Source organism: Shewanella putrefaciens, assembly GCF_016406305.1.
GTDB classification, from domain to species: Bacteria; Pseudomonadota; Gammaproteobacteria; order Enterobacterales; family Shewanellaceae; genus Shewanella; species Shewanella putrefaciens_C.
This window is the reverse complement of the sequence record NZ_CP066369.1, coordinates 1812235-1830884: the sequence shown is the minus strand read 5'-3', so window position 1 is coordinate 1830884 and position 18650 is coordinate 1812235. Positions and strand designations below refer to the sequence as shown.

The following is an 18650-nucleotide window of genomic DNA, read 5'->3' as shown; positions in this document are numbered from 1 at the left end:
TTTAAAACTAGACCAAGGTCTAATGGAGTTATCTCCCCCTTGCATACCATACTCAGACCACGCAATTTTTCAAAAGGGAAGCCCTATGAGCTCGCAGTCTCTCTACAAAGTCTCCGGCAATATCGCTGCCAATGCACTTGTAAACAACGAACAATATAAAAAAATGTACCAAGAGTCGATTGTCAATCCAGAGGGTTTCTGGAGGGAACAGGGCAAGCGCATCGATTGGATAAAGCCTTACACTAAAATCAAAAAAACCTCCTTCGACGACCATAACCTTTCCATTAACTGGTTTTACGATGGCACGCTCAACGCCTCCGCCAACTGTCTCGATCGCCACCTGAGTGAGCACAGCGATCGTGTCGCCATCATTTGGGAAGGCGATAACGCTAGCGAGCAACGTAAAATTACCTACGGGGAGCTGCATACCCAAGTCTGTAAATTTGCCAATGCCCTTCGCAGTCAAGGCGTTCGCCGTGGTGACATAGTGACCATTTATATGCCTATGGTGCCAGAGGCCGCCGTGGCAATGTTGGCCTGTGCCCGCATCGGCGCGGTTCACTCCGTGGTCTTTGGCGGTTTCTCTCCAGACTCTATCGCATCGCGCGTTATCGATGGTAAGTCGAAGGTAGTCATCACCTCCGATGAAGGGATGCGCGGTGGCCGTGCTATTCCACTTAAACGTAATATCGATGATGCACTTAAGCATCCCGATGTGACCAGTGTTGAAAAAGTCATTGTACTGCAACGTACTGGCGGTAAAGTTGACTGGGTTGAAGGCCGCGATGTCTGGTGGCATGCATTAGTTGAAACCGCATCTGAGCATTGCGCCGCAGAAGAAATGGGCGCAGAAGACCCACTCTTCCTACTCTATACCTCAGGCTCTACCGGTAATCCTAAAGGGGTGTTGCACACCACAGGCGGTTACATGGTATACGCCTCTATGACCCATGAATATGTGTTCGACTACAAGCCCGGCGAAGTGTACTGGTGTACCGCCGATGTGGGTTGGATCACTGGGCATTCCTACATGGTCTACGGTCCACTCGCCAATGCTGCCACAGTGCTTATTCATGAAGGCGTACCCAATCATCCAAGCCCTGCTCGCCTAGGCGAGATGATTGATCGCCATAAGGTCAATATTCTGTATACCGCCCCCACCCTTATCCGCGCATTAATGGCGGAGGGCAAACAACACTTCGACAAGTTTGATGGCAGCAGTTTGCGCATCATGGGATCGGTCGGCGAACCCATCAATCCTGAAGCTTGGCGCTGGTATCACGAAGTCATTGGCCATGAACATTGCCCTATCGTCGATACTTGGTGGCAAACAGAGACTGGCGGTATTTTGATCACCCCGCTGCCCGGCGCCACCGACACTAAACCCGGCTCGGCGACTCGTCCTTTCTTTGGCGTGCAACCCGCCCTAGTAGACAATATGGGGAATATTTTAGAGGGAGCGACTGAGGGCAACTTAGTCTTACTCGACTCTTGGCCAGGACAAATGCGCACTGTTTATGGTGACCATGACAGATTTGTGCTGACTTATTTTAAAACCTTCCGCGGTATGTATTTTACCGGTGACGGAGCCCGCCGAGATGAAGACGGTTACTACTGGATCACAGGCCGAGTGGACGACGTAATTAACGTTTCTGGCCACCGATTGGGTACCGCTGAAGTTGAAAGCGCCCTTGTTTCACACGAGCTGGTCGCCGAAGCCGCCGTTGTGGGTTATCCCCATGATATTAAAGGCCAAGGTATTTATGCCTATGTGACGTTAACCCGTGGCACCGAAGAGAGTGAAGAGCTGCGTCAGGAACTGCGCCAATGGGTTCGTAAAGAAATTGGTGCTCTCGCGACACCGGATCTTATTCAATGGGCAAGCGGTTTACCTAAGACACGTTCAGGCAAAATTATGCGCCGCTTCCTGCGTAAGATTGCTGCAAACGAGGTGACAAATTTAGGTGATGCATCCACTTTAGCCGATCCAGCGGTGATCGAAACCTTGATTGAAACCCGTTTGAATCGTACCGAGTAACCAGCCGAACTCTACGCTTACAAACTCTATGCTTACAAACTCTGCGCTTAATCGCTCACCATATTGATTAAGCGCAGCCGATTTCCATGGGTAACCTTGAGTTAACCAACCCTGTTGAGAAAGTGCCGATTGCCCCTTTCTCTAGCTTGCCCCTCCAACCAAGGGGCATTTTTTTTACCTTATATGTTAAGCTTGGCAACTCACTCATCTTCAGCATAGATTTTTCGCCAGCGTGTCCATCAAACCCAGCATGTCAGTCACTCTGAGAGACTATCAACAGCAAGCGGTCGATGCTGCCCTGAACCATTTTAGGCAAAGCACTGATTCTGCAGTATTAGTATTACCTACGGGTGCAGGTAAGAGCATAGTGATCGCCGAACTTGCACGCATTGCTAAAGGGCGAGTGCTAGTGCTCACCCATGTGAAGGAACTCGTTGCACAAAACGCCCAGAAAGTCGGCTTGCTCACCACCGAGGCCAGCATCTATGCCGCTGGGCTCAATCAAAAAGCCAGCGATGGAAAAACCGTGGTTGCAAGTATTCAATCGGCGGCAAGGGCGCTATCCCAATTTGATGGGGCTTTTTCCCTAGTGATTATCGATGAATGTCACAGGGTCAGCTTAGAAAAAACCAGTCAGTACCAACAACTGCTCACACATTTACGCCAACACAATCCACAGCTGCGCTTGTTAGGCCTCACGGCAACCCCCTATCGCCTTGACACTGGTTGGATTTATAAGCAGCATTACCACGGTAAAGTCGGTTCCCCTGAACTTGGCGTATTTGAGCAGTGTATTTTTGAATTGCCGCTAAGGCCGTTGATAAAACAAGGTTACTTAACACCGCCAACATTATTTGATGGTCTGAGTGCCCAATACGACTTCAGCCGCATTAAGCCCAATGAAAATGGCGAATATCCCGAAACTCAAGTCAATAACTTGCTTGACCATGCTGGGCGAGCGACAACGGCTATCGTTAAACAACTGATAGAACTGAGTCATCATCGTCGGGGCATTATTATCTTTGCGGCCACAGTGCGCCATGCCGAAGAAATTTTTGCCCTGCTGTGTAAGGAACATCACCAGCAGAGCGCCATAGTGACGGCGCAAACCCCAGATAGTGAGCGCGATAGTTTAATCGAACGGTTTAAGACGCAGGCGCTTAAATTTTTGGTGAACGTAGCCGTACTGACGACAGGCTTTGATGCCCCCCATGTCGATCTCATCGCCATATTGCGTCCTACGGCCTCAGTGGGCTTGTTTCAACAAATGATTGGCCGTGGACTCAGATTAAGCGAAGGGAAAAAAGACTGTTTAGTCATTGATTATGCGGCAAATGGCTATGATTTATATTTCCCCGAGGTCGGCCAAGTTAAGCCAAACAGCAAATCGGTTCCAGTCCAAGTTCACTGCCCTGTATGTCATTTTGCCAATATATTCTGGGGACTCACCGACGATGATGGCGACATTATTGAACACTATGGTCGCCGCTGTCAGGGTATAGTCGAGGTCCAAGATCAGAAGCGGCAGTGTGATTTTCGATTTCGCGCTAAATCTTGCCCTGATTGCGGTGAAGAAAATGATATCGCTGCGCGTATTTGTCAGCATTGCCAGTCCACATTAATCGACCCCGACAAACGCCTTAAGCAAGTGTTGAATAAGCAGCATCATCACCTCTTTCGCTGCCAAGATATGCTGCTTATTGACGATGATGGCAATCTCAAGGTCCAATACCTTGATATCGATGGCAATAGCTTTATTCGGCGTTTTAAGCTGCAAACGCCAGCCCAGTGGCGAGCGCTATATGCGCTGTTTATTTTCCCCCATAGCCGTACGCCGGGATTAAAACCGAAAAAGTACACTAAGGTGGCGGAGTTAATCAGCGATGGGAATAAATTCCGCATACCCGATCTCTTGCTGCTAAAAAAGCATAAAAAGGGCTGGGATTTAGTCGAAAGCTATTTTGATTATCAAGGCCGCTATCAAACTGAAAATAAACACATCTGACATTATCAATTCACCTGTGCCTATGGTATAAAACCCATAAAGTAATCCTAAGGAGCTATTATGTTCGTTGTTATTTTTGGCCGTCCCGGCTGTCCTTATTGCGTGCGTGCGGTACAACTGTCTGAGCAGCTCGTTGAAAAACGTGATGACTTTAAATTTAGATATGTCGATATCCATGCCGAAGGCATTTCTAAAGCAGATCTTGAAAAGACAGTGGGTAAGCCAGTAGAAACCGTTCCACAAATTTTCGTTGATGAAAAACACGTAGGCGGCTGCACAGACTTCGAACAATATGTTCGTGATAACAATCTGTTAGATTAAGTGCCATAGATATGTGATCCGTTTAATGCAAAAGGAGACCTAAGGTCTCCTTTTTAGTCTTTATCACTATTATGTTTGAAAAATATGTGCAGTGGAATAAGTAAAACGAAGGTATAGAATTGGATACTCAGTATTGGAATTTAACGTGGAAATTCAGGGGAAAATCGAGAGAGATACAACTGAAGAAATAAGTGGTGGGTCGTGAAGGATTCGAACCTTCGACCAATTGGTTAAAAGCCAACTGCTCTACCGACTGAGCTAACGACCCATTTAGGTACTGCGATGTTCAAAACTTTACTTATCTAACAGCTTAACCGTTAATAAGTGGTGGGTCGTGAAGGATTCGAACCTTCGACCAATTGGTTAAAAGCCAACTGCTCTACCGACTGAGCTAACGACCCATTAAGGTACTGCGATGTTCAAAATTTTACTTATCCAACATCTTAATCTGTTGATAAGTGGTGGGTCGTGAAGGATTCGAACCTTCGACCAATTGGTTAAAAGCCAACTGCTCTACCGACTGAGCTAACGACCCATTTAGGTACTGCGATGTTCTAAATTTTACTTTGCCAACAGCCTAACCGTTGATAAGTGGTGGGTCGTGAAGGATTCGAACCTTCGACCAATTGGTTAAAAGCCAACTGCTCTACCGACTGAGCTAACGACCCATCTGGTGTTGCGCTGATTTATGCACTTTCAGTAAAGTGGTGGGTCGTGAAGGATTCGAACCTTCGACCAATTGGTTAAAAGCCAACTGCTCTACCGACTGAGCTAACGACCCATCTGGTGTTGCGCTGATTTATGCACTTTCAGTAAAGTGGTGTGTCGTGAAGGATTAGAACCATTCGACTGATTGGTTAAAAGCCAACTGCCCTAGCTTTATAAAGAAAGCGACTGAGCTAACGACCCATCTGGTGTTGCGCTGATTTATGCACTTTCAGTAAAGTGGTGTGTCGTGAAGGATTAGAACCATTCGACTGATTGGTTAAAAGCCAACTGCCCTAGCTTTATAAAAAAAGCGACTGAGCTAACGACCCATTTAGGTATTACGATAAAACGGTTCACTTATTATTGGCATTTGTAATGTTGATAATAAGTGGTGGGTCGTGAAGGATTCGAACCTTCGACCAATTGGTTAAAAGCCAACTGCTCTACCGACTGAGCTAACGACCCAACTAATTTACTACACTTCAAATACCGCTAACTTATTCTATTTACTAGAGTAAGTGGTGGGTCGTGAAGGATTCGAACCTTCGACCAATTGGTTAAAAGCCAACTGCTCTACCGACTGAGCTAACGACCCATTTACTGGTATTTTGCGCCCCGAACGACCTTGCCGCTCTGAGGGCGCCTATAATACCTTTTTCATCTTCCCATGCAAGCGCAAATTCCCAATTTTTTGTCGTTTGCATGAAAAACAGACTAAGAGTATGTTTTTTAGTTAATTAGGCTTTCATTGCGGCTAATTGCTGCTGTGCGATCCGTGCCGCTGCGCTGTTTGCGTAGTCTTTCACGACTTGTTGGTAGTATTGGGTTGCACCCGCTTTGTCACCCGTTTTCTCGGCGATCATGCCAAGCTTCACTAAACTGTCGCCACGTTTATTCGAGTCGCTAAAACGCACCACCACAGTATTAAAGGCTTGCTTCGCTTCCGCAAATTCACTCTTATTAAATAGTAGTTGTCCTAACCAGTAGTTGGCATTTGCCGCATAGACTGAATCGGGATATTGCTTGATGAAGGCACGAAATGCTGGAATAGCATCATCATACTTACGCTCCTTCAACACTAGATTGACGGCACCCTCATAGCTTGCCGTTTCACTTAAGCTACTTGCCGCCGCATTAGCGGTAGCTGCGACAGCAGCGGGTGTTGTCGGGGTTGCAGCGGCTGGTGTGGCAGCTTTAGAAGATAAATTGGCAATTTCATCGTAAAGCTGACGCTGGCGTTGCTGCATCTGCTCTATTTGGTAATTTTGTTGTTCGGTTAAACCACGTAAATCAAGAACTTCCTGCTGCAGAGTATCCAGACGACGCTGCATATCAAGTTCGCTTTGTTGTCTCGATTTCACTATGCGCTCTAAACGAGCGAGTCTGTCATCACCTGAACCACCAGCAAGGTCTTCAACAGGAGCAGGAGCTGCAACTGCAGCTCCTGCGCCGAAGAACATTGCCGTAATTAAGACGGCACGTTTCATGGTGTTACTCTCCGTAATTCAATCTTAGTAAACTAAAACTGCGCGACGGTTTTTACCAAAACCTTCATCAGTGCGAGAGAAGTCTAGTGGCTTCTCTTCACCATAGCTCACGATGCTCATTTGGCTTGGTTGTACACCCATACCCTGAAGGTATTTAGCCACAGCTTTAGCACGACGCTCACCTAGGGCGATGTTGTACTCTGGAGTACCACGTTCATCGGCGTGGCCTTCAATCAGCACACGCACACTTGGGTGTTCAACTAAGTAAGTACCGTGGGCTTCTAATACGGCGGCGAATTCGGTTTGAACTTCACTGCGGTCAAAGTCGAAGTAAATGATGTGCTCTTTTCTCAACTCTTCCAATTGCTGACGTTGTTGCTCTTCTGGTGACAACATACCGCCAACACCACCGGTTTGAACGCCACCATTCAGTTCGCTACCAGAACCGTTTGTTGAGCCCATTGCATCAGTTTCTGATTCAGAAGTTGAGCTACATGCACTAATAGCCATAATTGGAAGTGCTACCAACATAGCTTTTAACAACTTGTTCAGATCCATTACGTGTTCCTTATAAAATTAAATGTTAATAAATCAAGGTAATACATTAGAGAAACGGAGACCAAGAAGGTGATTTCACCTCACCTTGACCTGCCGGTAATCTGGCTTTAAAACGTCCGTCCGTAGAAACAGCTGCTAAAACTTGCTTGCCTTGGTACGTAGTGCCATAAATCACCATAGTACCATTAGGGGCCACGCTGGGAGATTCATCCAAGCGTGTCGATGTTAGCACCTGCATAAAACGCGTATTCAGATCCATACGCGCAATATTAAATTTACCATTGGTGCGATTGACGAAAATCATGCTACGTCCATCAGGGGTAATTGAACCGCCCAAATTCCATTCACCTTCAAAGGTTTCACGGGTGACTTTGCCTGAATTTAAATCTACGCGATATAACTGGGGTTTACCACCGCGCTCAGAGGTAAATAACAAGGATTTACCATCAGGAAACCAAGAAGGTTCAGTATCAATTGCATAGTGGTTGGTAATACGTTTGATGGCTTTAGTCGCGATATCTATCACGTAGATCTCAGGTTGACCATCTTTGGATAGCGTTACCGCCAGAGACTTACCATCGGGGGAAAACGCTGGAGCGCCGTTAATGCCAGGGAAGCTACTCACTTTAGTACGTACTTGAGTGTATAGATCCTGAACGAAGATCTCAGCTTTCTTGTTCTCAAAACTCACATAGGCTAAACGACGGCCATCGGGTGACCAAGTCGGAGACATTAGCGGCTCGGGTGAGCGGAGTAACATCTGCTCGTTATAACCATCATAATCGGCAATCATCAACTGATATGGTGCTTTCTGCGTATGATTGACTACAACATAGGAAACGCGAGTTAAAAATGCGCCACGAATACCCGTTAACTTTTCATAGACGATGTCGCTAATTCTATGTCCATATTGGCGAAATTGAGCCGCAGAGATCACAGTTTGACGACTGTCCATCAAAAACTCAGTTGCACTCACAGGCCCCTTCAGTGCTTGGTTTTGTGCTTTTACTAAGTCGATTAAATCGAAGCTAACAAGGAACTGATCTGTGCCATAGGGTTTAACTGACCCTAAGACTAACGCTTCGGCCCCTACGCTAGACCAAGCATTCGCTTGGAACTGAGCCAATGTACCGATATTACGTTGGGGAAAACCTAACTCATCTAAAGGTTTAAACGTACCGCTACGCACAAGATCTGACATCACAACATCGGCAATCGCCTGTGGTGGTGCGCCAGCGCCTTGCCATACGAAAGGCATCACGGCAATAGGACGCGCCGCATCCACACCCTCAGTGATCACGATATCCAATGCCGCTTTTGCGGGGGTGGTACAAAGCAGTACCACCAATGTTAACCATTTTGCCAAAATTTTCATGGGACTCCTTTAATTAAACGTTGGTTCAACGATTAAGTTAATTTCTTTCATCAAGTTATAAACCGCAGGATCCGGAGATACAGGCAATTTACCTGCCTTTTGAATCGCCGCTTTGGTCGCACGGCAAACATTAGGATCGCCACCTTGCGTTTGACTGCTGATCACAAAACCGTCGTTAGCTAAACGCACTGACACTTTACAGCTTTTACCACGCATCGACTCATCTACGACTAAGTTACGCTGAATCGTCGATTTGATCATGGCGGTATATTTTCCGACTTCGCTTTGCATCTGCTTATTCATGGTTTGTGACAGCGCCGCCTGCTCAGCCGCTAACGCGTCGGCCATTTCCTGCTCCTGCTGGGCGCGGGCTTTAGCTTCTGCATCGGCTTTTGCCTTAGCTGCGGCTTTTGCTTTCGCTTCTGCATCGGCCTTGGCTTTTGCCTTGGCTTCGGCTTCCTTCTGCTTACGCTCGGTTTCAGCTTTGGCTACAGCCGCTTCTTCGGCTTTACGCTTTTCAGCCGCTTTTTGCGCTGCTTCTTCAGCTACTTTACGCTCCTGTTCCTTCAGCTTGCGGTCGGCTTCTGCCTTTTGCGCTTTTTCCTTTTCCTGCTGCTTCACCTGCGCGACTTTAGCGGCCTCATTTGCCTTTTGGGTTTCAATTTCCTGCTGTTTGCGTTCTTGCTCTAGTTTTTTAATCTGAGCTTGTTCACGCTCACGAGCTTGCTTTGCCTCCTGCGCTTTACGCTCAAGCTCTGCTTGTCGCTCACGCTCACGTCGCTCTGTCTCGCGCTTTTCCTGCTTAAGTTTTTCCACCTGGTTAGCCACTTTCTGTTGGTCAACCATAACAGCTTGAACTGCCGGAGCGCTAACTTGTTGCACTTGCACAGGTTTATGGGTGAAATCTATGCCAATGGCCAGAATAATTATCACGCCAATATGAATACCTGCTGAAATTGACAGAGGTAATGCAAGATTTGAATTATCCGCCACCTATTTCTCCTTGGGTGAATCCGTCATCAAACCGACTGATGGCACACCAGCGCCTTGCAAAGTCACCATTAACTGGATCACTTTATCGTAGGGAATATTTCTATCGGCCTTCACTACGACAGGGCGCTCTGGTTCAGTCACTATGATCGCAGCAACTTCAGTCGCCAACTCTTCCAAATCCATTTCTATATTGGTCGAGCCGCCTTTATTGAGGTAATAAGTACCATCACCATCAATGGATGCCACCACAGGCGGTTTGCTGTCCGAGGGTAATACTTCTGCCGCCCCTTGGGGTAGCTCGACTTTGACCCCTTGGGTGACTATCGGCGCTGTTACCATAAAAATAATTAACAGCACTAGCATGACGTCGATATACGGCACCACGTTGATTTCGGCAACGGGGCGACGACGTTTGCGCTGATAAGCTGGTTGCATTATGCCCCTTCCTTCTCACTGTATGCTTGGCGATGCAGGATGCTGGAGAACTCTTCCATAAAGTTGGCGTAGGCCATTTCCAATTTATCGACCTGAGTCGAAAAACGGTTGTAGGCGATAACCGCAGGGATCGCAGCAAACAGACCCATAGCCGTTGCAATCAAAGCTTCAGCAATACCGGGGGCAACCATAGCTAAGGTCGCGTTTTCCATCGAGCCAATAGCGATAAATGAGTTCATAATCCCCCATACCGTACCAAATAAACCGATATAAGGGCTAGTCGAACCAATCGTTGCTAATAACGGTAAGTTAGCTTCTAACTTTTCCATTTCGCGAGACAAGGTCACACGCATAGCACGCGATGTACCATCCATGACGGCATCGGGCACTTTGCTATTTAATTTATTCAGGCGTGAATATTCCTTAAAGCCAGTCACAAATAATGACTCTAAACCGCTATTATCTGGACGGGATGATAATTCTTTATACAAACGGTTTAAATCAACACCTGACCAAAATTTGTCTTCAAACTTCGCCGATTTACTTTTTGCGGATGTCAGTAAGCTACGGCGTTGTAAAATCACCGTCCAAGACATCACCGACAAGCAAAGTAAAGTGAACATAACAAATTTCACTAATAAACTGGCTTGTAAAAATAACCCAACAATCGACATATCAGCTTGCACTGTCAAACTCCTGCACAATATTTAAGGGAATAGCTCGGGGACGCATACGTGATAAAGCAACACAGGCCACCAGCACAGTGCCTTCACAATAACAGTCTCCCTGATGATCAACCAAACGTTGATGAAATACCAACGAGGCCTTTTTCAACTCTATGACCTTAGTTTCTACAATAAGGTTCTGTTCAAAACGCGCGGCTTTTCTAAAATCGAGTTCCGCCCGCTTAACAACAAACGCAGTATCATCGGCTAACAGTGCTGTCTGACTTACGCCTAGCGCCTTTAACCATTCGGTTCGCGCACGCTCGAAAAAGTTGAGGTAGTTCGAATGGTAGACAACACCGCCAGCGTCGGTGTCTTCGTAATAGACAGAAATGGGCCAATAAAACGTCATTTGGAATAAGCAAATTTTGGTTGAAAAATTGACGCTTACTATACCTAGGGAAACAAGACTTGTGAATGACCCAACGAAGATATAGATAGGGATGGCACGGGTTTGCGCGCAATTGAGGGGTTTGTAAATAACAATGGGGCCTAACGACCCCATTTCATTAACATAGTTCGCTATTTTGCGAGGCTTTGCGGCAATGTGAGGCCAAAGCTTTGCCAAAGGAAACTGTAGATATCGGCAAATTCATCGATCTTCATCGCCGTAGGCTTCCCGGCGCCGTGGCCAGCATTAGACTCAATACGCATAATCACAGGGGCTGCGCCCTGCTGCTTTTCTTGCATCATAGCGGCAAACTTAAAACTGTGCAGTGGCACCACGCGATCGTCGTGATCGGCGGTCATCACCATAGTCGCAGGATAAGCCTGTGCTTTGACATTGTGGTAAGGTGAATAGGCCAGCAATGCGGGGAATTGCTCTGCCTTATCGGCACTGCCGTACTCGCTGGTCCAAGCCCAGCCAATAGTAAACTTGTGGAAGCGCAGCATATCGAGCACACCGACCGCAGGTAATACGGCGGCAAACAGCTCAGGACGTTGCGTCAGTGCAGCCCCCATCAGCAAACCACCGTTACTGCGACCATAGGCGCCAAGTTTAGTGCTATTGGTGTATTTTTCGTTCACCAGATATTCGGCAGCGGCAAAATAGTCATCGAACACATTTTGTTTTTTGTCGAACATCCCCGCTTGGTGCCAGCTTTCACCGTAATCGGCGCCACCACGTAGGCTTGGAACGGCATAAATGCCCCCCATATCTAACCATGCAATGTTGGCAGGGCTAAAGCGAGGTGTCATCGAAATCGCAAAGCCGCCATAGGCATAGAGCAGCGTCGGATTTTGACCATTTCTCACTAAGCCCTTTTTATAGGACAGCATCATAGGCACGCGCGTACCGTCTTTGCTGGTATAGAACACTTGCTCAGATACATAATCATCGGGGTTGAAGGACACCTGAGGTTTAGCAAACACCGTTGACTCTGAAGTCTTAAAGTCAAACTTATAGGTAGTTTCGGGTTGAATATAGCTGTTAAAGACATAGTAGAAATAGTCCTTGCTCGCCTTACCAAAGGGCCCCGCCACATTGCCCAAACCTGGTAATGCCACGTCCTGACGCTTCTGCCCGCCCATACTGAAAATCGATAATTGTCCCAGTACATCGTGCAAATAGCTCACGACTAAATGATCATTAATCATGGCAACATTATTAATCGGATCTTTAGACTCGGGAATAATGGTTTGCCATTGGGATTTATCACTATTGCGGGTATCAATTGCAATCACTTTACCGTTTGGCGCGTCTAAATCGGTTTTAAAATAGAAAACCGCACCATCATTACCTAAAAACTCATATTCAGCTTCTAAGTTGAGGATCAATTCCACCACTTGCGATTTAGGCTCAAATAAGGATTTATAGAAGAAACGATTGCGCTTATCTGTACCTTGAGAAATCGATAATAATAAATATTCACCCTTCTCGGAGACATCAATGCCAAAACCCCAATCTTTATTCTGTGGGCGCTCATAAATCAATAAATCTTGGCGCTGATCTGTGCCTAATTTATGGTAATACACTTTTTGATTAAAATTGACATCGGCTAAGACATCCCCACCGGCAGGGGCATCATAACGGGCATAAAACACACCTTGGTTTTCTTTATCCCATACCGCACTGGAGAACTTAATCCATTTCAGTTCATCGCCAAGCTTCTTACCCGTCGCAATATCGATAAACTGCCATTGCTGCCAGTCAGAGCCCGAGTTAGAGACTCCATAAGCTAAAATTTTACCGTCATTACTAACCGATACGCCAGAAAGTGCCACTGTACCATCGGCCGATAAGCTATTGGGGTCCAAGACGGGTTTCTCAACGCCATCCTTGCCTTTTACATAGAGTACAGATTGGGCTTGTAAGCCATCATTGCGATAGTAAAACTGATTATCGCCATTCTCGAAGGGGGCAGAAATTTTCTCGTAATTCCACAGTTCTGTGATACGGTCGACCACAGCTTGCTTATTGGGGATTTTCGCCAAATATGCTTGACCAAAGGCTTGCTGCTCTTTGACCCAACTTTCCGTTTCTGGAGTGTTTTCCTCGAGGTGACGATAAGGATCCGCCACCGCCACACCATGAATAGTTTCAACCAAGTCGTCTTTTCTCGTCTCGGGGTAAACCCATTTATTGGCGCTGACTTGCTGCGCAGCATCTTCTGGTGCATTGCCACTTTGGCAGGCACCGAGTGCCATTCCCAATGTAGCCACTAACAAACCTTGTTTTGCAAGGCGAAATCTGAATGCCATCTTATTATCCTTCTCGTGGTTTCGGGCTTAAGGCCTTTTCAGCAAGTACTATACAAGTAAAAAATCCCATGGCAATGACGTAGTTTAATATGACGATTTTTTACTTGAACGGTGAATTTAACAAACTGGCAGCAAGGATAAGCCTATTGAAGTGTATTATTATGCACTAATAATGACTGATAACTTATTAATCAAGGTTAATAGTGACTTAAGTGATATAGATCACTTTAATAACCATTAGAATTACTAATCTTTATAGGCAATTTTTCTCGTTTGTTTTACCAAAGCATTCACCATAAAATGTGCTCGTTTTCAGCAGATATCTGCATGCAGATATGGAAAACAAAGAACTTTTAAACTGGTGTGTTCCCAACACGGCAGTTCATCTCTGGTTCTTATGCTTGACTTCCTTCCTTCAATTTGTTGATTGCAAATGCATTATTTTTGCGGCCCGCTTAGATTAAGCGGGCTTTTTTTTATCTATTTCAAAGTTTGCCACAACCCTGCTTAGCTTAAGCATCGATTTAGCTCTATCAATATTTATGCCTTCGCCTCACAGCACTTGTCTTAACGGCTTAACGACTACCTGCTCGCAAACGGAACAAATAAGAAAAACTCATCATCCTAATACTCGCTGATACGATTAAATTTGAGCTTAACTGCCATTGGGCGGCGCTATCATATGTAGAAATGATAATGCCAAGTCTATGACTTGGCATTGAAAATAACTTAGCAGTTTGAATTATAAAAATTAAACCCGCACTACATAGGCTTACTGATCCGAATTACCACACGGCGGTTAAGCGCCCTTTCTTCCATATCATCGTTAGAAGCCACATGACGACGCTCACCATGTCCCTCTGTAACGATACGCTCTTGGGGAATGCCGCTGGCAACAAAGAACTCTTTTACTGACTCAGCCCGCTTATCCGATACTTTCTGGTTTACGGAGCGACCGCCATAACTATCGGTATACGCATCCACCAGCACTAACTCAACCTCAGGATCGTAAGCCAGGTATTCTTGAACTCGAGCTAACTGCTGCTTAGAAAAACGCGTTAAATCGGTGCCACCTTCGTCATAATTCAGCACAGTAAAGGCGATATCTTCAAAGCTATAGGGCAATAAATGGGATAAACACGCCTTAAATTCAGCATATTTGCGACCAAAGTTTGCAGCGGAGAGCCCTACTGCAATTTTATTGGCGTCGTTATACCAATCGGCGTAGTAAAAGGTCGGCTCCATGCCTCGACTCAACTCCGCCAGCATCGACCATGCGGCACGTTTAGGCACTTCACCATTAAAATATTTTTGATAACGCAGTGAAGTGATCTCCTTAGAAACCACACCAGGACGCCATTTGGGAGCACGGCTCATCAAAGTGGCATTGGTGACCTGATCGGGTTTAACCCACATATCTAAGGTAAAATTCAGATTGAGCTTCTTACCCGCCTCGCTAGTGAAAATCGCTTTACCATAGGAGGGGATATCGTGCTCGAGGCGGCAAACAATAGGAGTGTTCTCACTCACTCGCCATTGGGACTCACCTAAAGAGGCCACATAGTGGCGCAACTCTGCCATTGCAGTTGCTGGAACGCATAAAATTGATACTAATATCAGTTTTCGCCACATTGCCTATACTCATGTTTATTCGGTTACATGGCTTTATCGGCAAACTTTTTAGTACCTTTAGCTCATAAAACCACCAATCAAGCATGACACACCCGAGCACATTAAGCATAATAGCGCCCTGTAAATTTTCTTGGGTACTTTAATGAGCGACATTTGCGACGCGAACAAATTGAAACACCGATTTCGAGGCTACTTTCCCGTAGTGATTGATGTCGAAACCGCGGGCTTCAACTCTCAAACCGATGCGTTGCTTGAAATAGCCGTCACCCTGTTAAAAATGGATGACGAGGGAGTACTGGGAATAGATAAAACCTTGCATTTTCATATAGAACCATTTGAAGGGGCAAATTTAGAACCTGAAGCCTTGGCCTTCAATGGTATCGACCCTAACAACCCATTACGCGGCGCTGTTAGTGAAAAAGAAGCGTTTTTAGAGATTTTTAAAGCGGTAAAAAAAGCTCAAAAAGCCTCTGATTGCCATCGCAGCATCATAGTGGCGCATAATGCCGCATTCGATCATGGATTTGTGAGTAAAGCCATTGAGCGCTGCGACTTAAAACGCTCACCCTTTCATCCCTTTGCCACCTTCGATACCGCTACATTGGCAGGACTTGCCATTGGCCATACTGTGCTTGCTAAGGCATGTATGATGGCAGGCATTCCCTTCGATAATAAGGAAGCTCACAGCGCCCTATATGATACCGAACGCACAGCGGAACTCTTTTGCTACATAGTCAATCGTTGGAAGGTGCTAGGTGGTTGGCCCCTGCTATCCCAGGGCGACCAAGACAATAAGGCTGAAACAGATAACGGGTAGTCGCGCCAAGCAACTCCCTAAATCCTCAAAAAGCCGCTAATTACTTAGCGGCTTTTTAACTGAATATGGCGAAGGAGCTGCCATTCGAATGAGGAACCCGGGGGTTCAAATTCTTTAAACAAAAAAGCCATCATTTCTGATGGCTTTTCCGTAAAATATGGCGGAGGAGCTGCCATTCGAATGAGGACCCCAAGGGTTCAAATGGCTCAAATGCAAAAACGCCGCTAACAGGTTAGCGGCGTTTTTGACTTAATATGGCGGAGGAGCAGGGATTTGAACCCTGGGTGGGCTATAAACCCACGCCGGTTTTCAAGACCGGTGCATTAAACCACTCTGCCACCCCTCCGAACGAGCGAGATAATAGCTATCTCTTATACCTGTGTAAACTTAAATTTGTTGTATATTGAATTGATTGGCGATTTCCTATTCACTCCGCTTCATTTTCAGCATAAACGCTCAAAAACAGACCTAAAACAAAAAAGCTGCCCGAGGGCAGCTTTTATCTCTAAAACCTAACGCTGATTACAGAGAGCTTGCGTTTTCAGAAAGGTAAGCCGCAACGCCTTCAGTGCTTGCGTTCATACCTTTGTCGCCTTTTTCCCAACCTGCTGGGCAAACATCACCGTGCTCTTCGTGGAATTGCAGTGCGTCGATCATACGTAGCATTTCATCGACGTTACGACCTAATGGCAGATCGTTAACGACTTGATGGCGAACCATACCTTCTTTGTCGATCAGGAATGAACCACGGAAAGCCACACCCGCTTCTGGGTGCTCAACATCGTATGCTTTGCAGATGTCGTGCTTAACGTCAGCCACTAAGGTGTATTTCACTTGGCCAATGCCGCCCTTTTCAACTGGAGTGTTGCGCCATGCATTGTGGGTGAATTGAGAGTCGATAGACACACCAATCACTTCAACACCACGCTTAGTGAACTCTTCCATACGGTGATCGAAAGCGATCAACTCTGATGGGCAAACGAAAGTGAAGTCAAGTGGATAGAAAAATACTACCGCTGGCTTGCCTTTGATCGCGGCAGTTAAGTTGAAGCTATCTACGATTTCGCCAGAACCTAATACAGCTGCAGCAGTAAAATCAGGAGCCTGACGGCCTACTAATACGCTCATTTTATATCTCCATCTATGAGTTGAACTAAGTGTAAGGCAAGATGCCCTTTAGTCAGTATGTCTTTTCAACCTAGGTCGAGTTAAATCCTTACTAATTAAAGGTGTTCTTACCAATCAAATCTTTAGGCATTATAAGTCGTGTGCTGTGCCTTACAACCTATTTAAGACCAATATCACATTTTTCAAGGGCATTTCCGTTTTGCCTGACTAAGGATAGAGCAATCTGCGTATCCCGTGTGCGAAGCAAGCCACATTCGACTAACAGACAAAACCCTGCATGTTCACATTTACAGATATTTTCCAGATTAGGCTTCTGCAAACTGGACATACATGGTCTTTACAGTCAAAAATACCGCCTTTGGCTTACAGAATTAAGAAAATTGACTATGAATGCAGTCGTTATTGCAGTGTGCTTAATGTTAGCACTCAGTTTAGCTAGGGTGAATGTGGTAATCGCCCTGACCGTCAGCGCCCTCGTGGCGGGACTGGTGGGCGGAATGGATCTGCATCAAACCATAGATGCCTTTAATACGGGCTTAGGTGGCGGCGCCCAAATCGCCCTCAGTTATGCATTATTAGGCGCCTTCGCTGTCGCACTATCGCATTCAGGCTTAACGACGCTGATTTCTAGAAGCATCATTAGTAGCCTTGGACAAGAGCCGAATAGCACTAATACTAACTGGGTGCGCTGGTTGTTATTGCTATCGCTACTGGTAATGTCGATGGCATCCCAGAATATTCTGCCAATCCATATCGCCTTTATTCCAATTTTAGTGCCTCCCCTCTTGCATGTAATGACCAAACTGAACATCGACCGTCGTTTAGTCGCCTGCGTTTTGACCTTCGGCCTAGTCACCACCTATATGATTTTACCGATTGGGTTTGGTGGTATCTTCTTAAATGATATTTTGCTGTCGAACTTAACCAGCAATGGCTTAGCCGCTGCACGCGAGCAAATTCCACCAGCCATGTTAATCCCTGCTGCGGGTATGGTCGTGGGATTAATCACAGCGGTATTTATCAGTTACCGCAAACCTCGGACCTACGACGAGGCCAAAGTGCTGGTTGCTGAGCCCGAAGAAAACCTCAACAAACGCAATATCATCATTGCCGCACTGGCAATCTTAGCCACCTTAGTCGTACAACTCGAAACCGACTCAATGATTTTTGGCGCCTTAGTCGGCTTTATGATTTTCAGTTTCTCGGGTGCCTTAAAGCACGTTGCAGACCAAGATATTTTTAACCAAGGTGTACGTATGATGGCCAATATCGGCTTTATCATGATTTCCGCCGCAGGCTTTGCCGCCGTAGTCAAAGAAACCGGTGAAGTGGCTACGCTCGTCGCCTCACTGAGCGATATCATTGGCGATAATAAAGCCCTCGCCGCCTTCTTAATGCTATTGGTTGGTCTACTGATCACTATGGGAATTGGCTCGTCTTTCTCCACCATTCCAATTATCGCGACGATTTATGTACCACTGGCATTAAGTTTTGGCTTTTCGGTAGCGGCAACAATCGCCTTAGTCGGCACGGCCGCGGCGCTGGGTGATGCGGGATCGCCAGCATCGGATTCCACCTTAGGCCCCACAGCAGGTTTAAATGCCGATGGCCAACATGATCACATCCGTGACAGCGTGATCCCCACCTTTATTCACTACAATATTCCACTGTTAGTATTTGGCTGGATTGCGGCCATGGTGCTGTAAATACGAATGAAGAACATTG

At 46.2% G+C, this 18650-nt stretch carries 15 protein-coding genes and 10 tRNA genes; 5 read left to right on the top strand and 20 right to left on the bottom strand.

All coding sequences use genetic code 11. The annotated features are described in order from the left end of the window. Positions 1-85 precede the first annotated feature (85 nt). The 3 genes from acs (at position 86) to JFT56_RS07890 (ending at position 4364) form a co-directional block, all read left to right on the top strand. Positions 86-2038 carry an acetate--CoA ligase gene (gene acs / locus JFT56_RS07900; protein WP_198783102.1) on the top strand — a complete coding sequence of 651 codons (1953 nt, stop codon included), beginning with the start codon at positions 86-88 and terminating at the stop codon, positions 2036-2038. A 250-nt stretch (positions 2039-2288) separates the two neighbouring features. Then, on the top strand, positions 2289-4043 hold the full coding sequence (locus JFT56_RS07895) for a DEAD/DEAH box helicase (protein WP_198783101.1): 1755 nt from the start codon (positions 2289-2291) through the stop codon (positions 4041-4043). Between the two features lie 60 nt (positions 4044-4103). Continuing rightward, the gene (locus tag JFT56_RS07890) at positions 4104-4364 is read left to right on the top strand and encodes a GrxA family glutaredoxin (protein ID WP_014610774.1); all 261 of its coding nucleotides are present in this window, start codon (positions 4104-4106) and stop codon (positions 4362-4364) included. 192 nt (positions 4365-4556) lie between these two features. On the opposite strand, the gene JFT56_RS07885 is transcribed toward JFT56_RS07890, so the two are convergent. The 18 genes from JFT56_RS07885 to motY all read right to left on the bottom strand — a co-directional run bounded on the left by JFT56_RS07885 (position 4557) and on the right by motY (position 14980). After that, positions 4557-4632, bottom strand: a tRNA-Lys gene (locus JFT56_RS07885). A gap of 57 nt (positions 4633-4689) precedes the next feature. Further along, positions 4690-4765, bottom strand: a tRNA-Lys gene (locus JFT56_RS07880). Between the two features lie 58 nt (positions 4766-4823). Beyond that, positions 4824-4899, bottom strand: a tRNA-Lys gene (locus JFT56_RS07875). A 57-nt stretch (positions 4900-4956) separates the two neighbouring features. Continuing rightward, positions 4957-5032, bottom strand: a tRNA-Lys gene (locus tag JFT56_RS07870). Between the two features lie 37 nt (positions 5033-5069). Next, a tRNA-Lys gene (locus JFT56_RS07865) sits at positions 5070-5145 on the bottom strand. 37 nt (positions 5146-5182) lie between these two features. Next, positions 5183-5273 (bottom strand) — tRNA-Lys (locus JFT56_RS07860). Between the two features lie 37 nt (positions 5274-5310). Further along, positions 5311-5401, bottom strand: a tRNA-Lys gene (locus JFT56_RS07855). Positions 5402-5461: 60 nt separating this feature from the next. Next, positions 5462-5537: transfer RNA gene (locus tag JFT56_RS07850), tRNA-Lys, on the bottom strand. 54 nt (positions 5538-5591) lie between these two features. Next, positions 5592-5667 (bottom strand) — tRNA-Lys (locus tag JFT56_RS07845). A gap of 142 nt (positions 5668-5809) precedes the next feature. Next, on the bottom strand, positions 5810-6559 hold the full coding sequence (gene ybgF, locus JFT56_RS07840; RefSeq protein WP_198783100.1) for a tol-pal system protein YbgF: 750 nt from the start codon (positions 6557-6559) through the stop codon (positions 5810-5812). 24 nt (positions 6560-6583) lie between these two features. Continuing rightward, positions 6584-7117: a peptidoglycan-associated lipoprotein Pal gene (gene pal, locus JFT56_RS07835; protein WP_198783099.1), complete on the bottom strand. Its 534-nt coding sequence runs from the start codon at positions 7115-7117 to the stop codon at positions 6584-6586. 46 nt (positions 7118-7163) lie between these two features. After that, positions 7164-8492, bottom strand: coding sequence for a Tol-Pal system beta propeller repeat protein TolB (gene tolB, locus JFT56_RS07830; RefSeq protein WP_198783098.1), 1329 nt, complete (start codon positions 8490-8492; stop codon positions 7164-7166). A 9-nt stretch (positions 8493-8501) separates the two neighbouring features. Next, positions 8502-9485, bottom strand: a complete 984-nt coding sequence (gene tolA, locus JFT56_RS07825) for a cell envelope integrity protein TolA (RefSeq protein WP_198783097.1) — start codon at positions 9483-9485, stop codon at positions 8502-8504. Further along, positions 9486-9920 carry a protein TolR gene (gene tolR / locus JFT56_RS07820; protein WP_198783096.1) on the bottom strand — a complete coding sequence of 145 codons (435 nt, stop codon included), beginning with the start codon at positions 9918-9920 and terminating at the stop codon, positions 9486-9488. Further along, entirely contained in the window at positions 9920-10606 is a 687-nt protein-coding gene (gene tolQ / locus JFT56_RS07815) for a protein TolQ (RefSeq protein ID WP_028760350.1), read from the bottom strand. Before tolQ ends, tolR begins: the two co-directional genes overlap by 1 nt. Further along, positions 10596-10997, bottom strand: a complete 402-nt coding sequence (ybgC, locus tag JFT56_RS07810) for a tol-pal system-associated acyl-CoA thioesterase (protein WP_198783095.1) — start codon at positions 10995-10997, stop codon at positions 10596-10598. Before ybgC ends, tolQ begins: the two co-directional genes overlap by 11 nt. Positions 10998-11167: 170 nt before the next feature. After that, positions 11168-13348, bottom strand: a complete 2181-nt coding sequence (locus tag JFT56_RS07805; RefSeq protein WP_198783094.1) for a prolyl oligopeptidase family serine peptidase — start codon at positions 13346-13348, stop codon at positions 11168-11170. Between the two features lie 762 nt (positions 13349-14110). Next, positions 14111-14980: a flagellar protein MotY gene (gene motY, locus JFT56_RS07800; RefSeq protein WP_198783093.1), complete on the bottom strand. Its 870-nt coding sequence runs from the start codon at positions 14978-14980 to the stop codon at positions 14111-14113. A gap of 142 nt (positions 14981-15122) precedes the next feature. Between motY and rnt the strand changes: the two genes are divergently transcribed. After that, positions 15123-15797, top strand: coding sequence for a ribonuclease T (rnt, locus tag JFT56_RS07795; RefSeq protein ID WP_198783092.1), 675 nt, complete (start codon positions 15123-15125; stop codon positions 15795-15797). 255 nt (positions 15798-16052) lie between these two features. On the opposite strand, the gene JFT56_RS07790 is transcribed toward rnt, so the two are convergent. Continuing rightward, positions 16053-16143, bottom strand: a tRNA-Ser gene (locus JFT56_RS07790). A 176-nt stretch (positions 16144-16319) separates the two neighbouring features. Beyond that, positions 16320-16925, bottom strand: coding sequence for a peroxiredoxin C (locus JFT56_RS07785; protein ID WP_198783091.1), 606 nt, complete (start codon positions 16923-16925; stop codon positions 16320-16322). A gap of 386 nt (positions 16926-17311) precedes the next feature. Here JFT56_RS07785 and JFT56_RS07780 point away from each other — a divergent pair, with 386 nt between their 5' ends. Then, positions 17312-18631, top strand: a complete 1320-nt coding sequence (locus JFT56_RS07780; RefSeq protein WP_198783090.1) for a Na+/H+ antiporter family protein — start codon at positions 17312-17314, stop codon at positions 18629-18631. Positions 18632-18650 lie beyond the last annotated feature (19 nt).

Coding starts and splice junctions, on each gene's coding strand:
- ybgF (WP_198783100.1), bottom strand. CDS start 6,559: ATGAAACGTGCCGTCTTAATTACGGCAATGTTCTTCGGCGCAGGAGCT.
- acs (WP_198783102.1), top strand. CDS start 86: ATGAGCTCGCAGTCTCTCTACAAAGTCTCCGGCAATATCGCTGCCAAT.
- tolR (WP_198783096.1), bottom strand. CDS start 9,920: ATGCAACCAGCTTATCAGCGCAAACGTCGTCGCCCCGTTGCCGAAATC.
- rnt (WP_198783092.1), top strand. CDS start 15,123: ATGAGCGACATTTGCGACGCGAACAAATTGAAACACCGATTTCGAGGC.
- ybgC (WP_198783095.1), bottom strand. CDS start 10,997: ATGACGTTTTATTGGCCCATTTCTGTCTATTACGAAGACACCGACGCT.
- JFT56_RS07785 (WP_198783091.1), bottom strand. CDS start 16,925: ATGAGCGTATTAGTAGGCCGTCAGGCTCCTGATTTTACTGCTGCAGCT.
- JFT56_RS07890 (WP_014610774.1), top strand. CDS start 4,104: ATGTTCGTTGTTATTTTTGGCCGTCCCGGCTGTCCTTATTGCGTGCGT.
- JFT56_RS07805 (WP_198783094.1), bottom strand. CDS start 13,348: ATGGCATTCAGATTTCGCCTTGCAAAACAAGGTTTGTTAGTGGCTACA.
- JFT56_RS07895 (WP_198783101.1), top strand. CDS start 2,289: ATGTCAGTCACTCTGAGAGACTATCAACAGCAAGCGGTCGATGCTGCC.
- JFT56_RS07780 (WP_198783090.1), top strand. CDS start 17,312: ATGAATGCAGTCGTTATTGCAGTGTGCTTAATGTTAGCACTCAGTTTA.
- pal (WP_198783099.1), bottom strand. CDS start 7,117: ATGGATCTGAACAAGTTGTTAAAAGCTATGTTGGTAGCACTTCCAATT.
- tolB (WP_198783098.1), bottom strand. CDS start 8,492: ATGAAAATTTTGGCAAAATGGTTAACATTGGTGGTACTGCTTTGTACC.
- motY (WP_198783093.1), bottom strand. CDS start 14,980: ATGTGGCGAAAACTGATATTAGTATCAATTTTATGCGTTCCAGCAACT.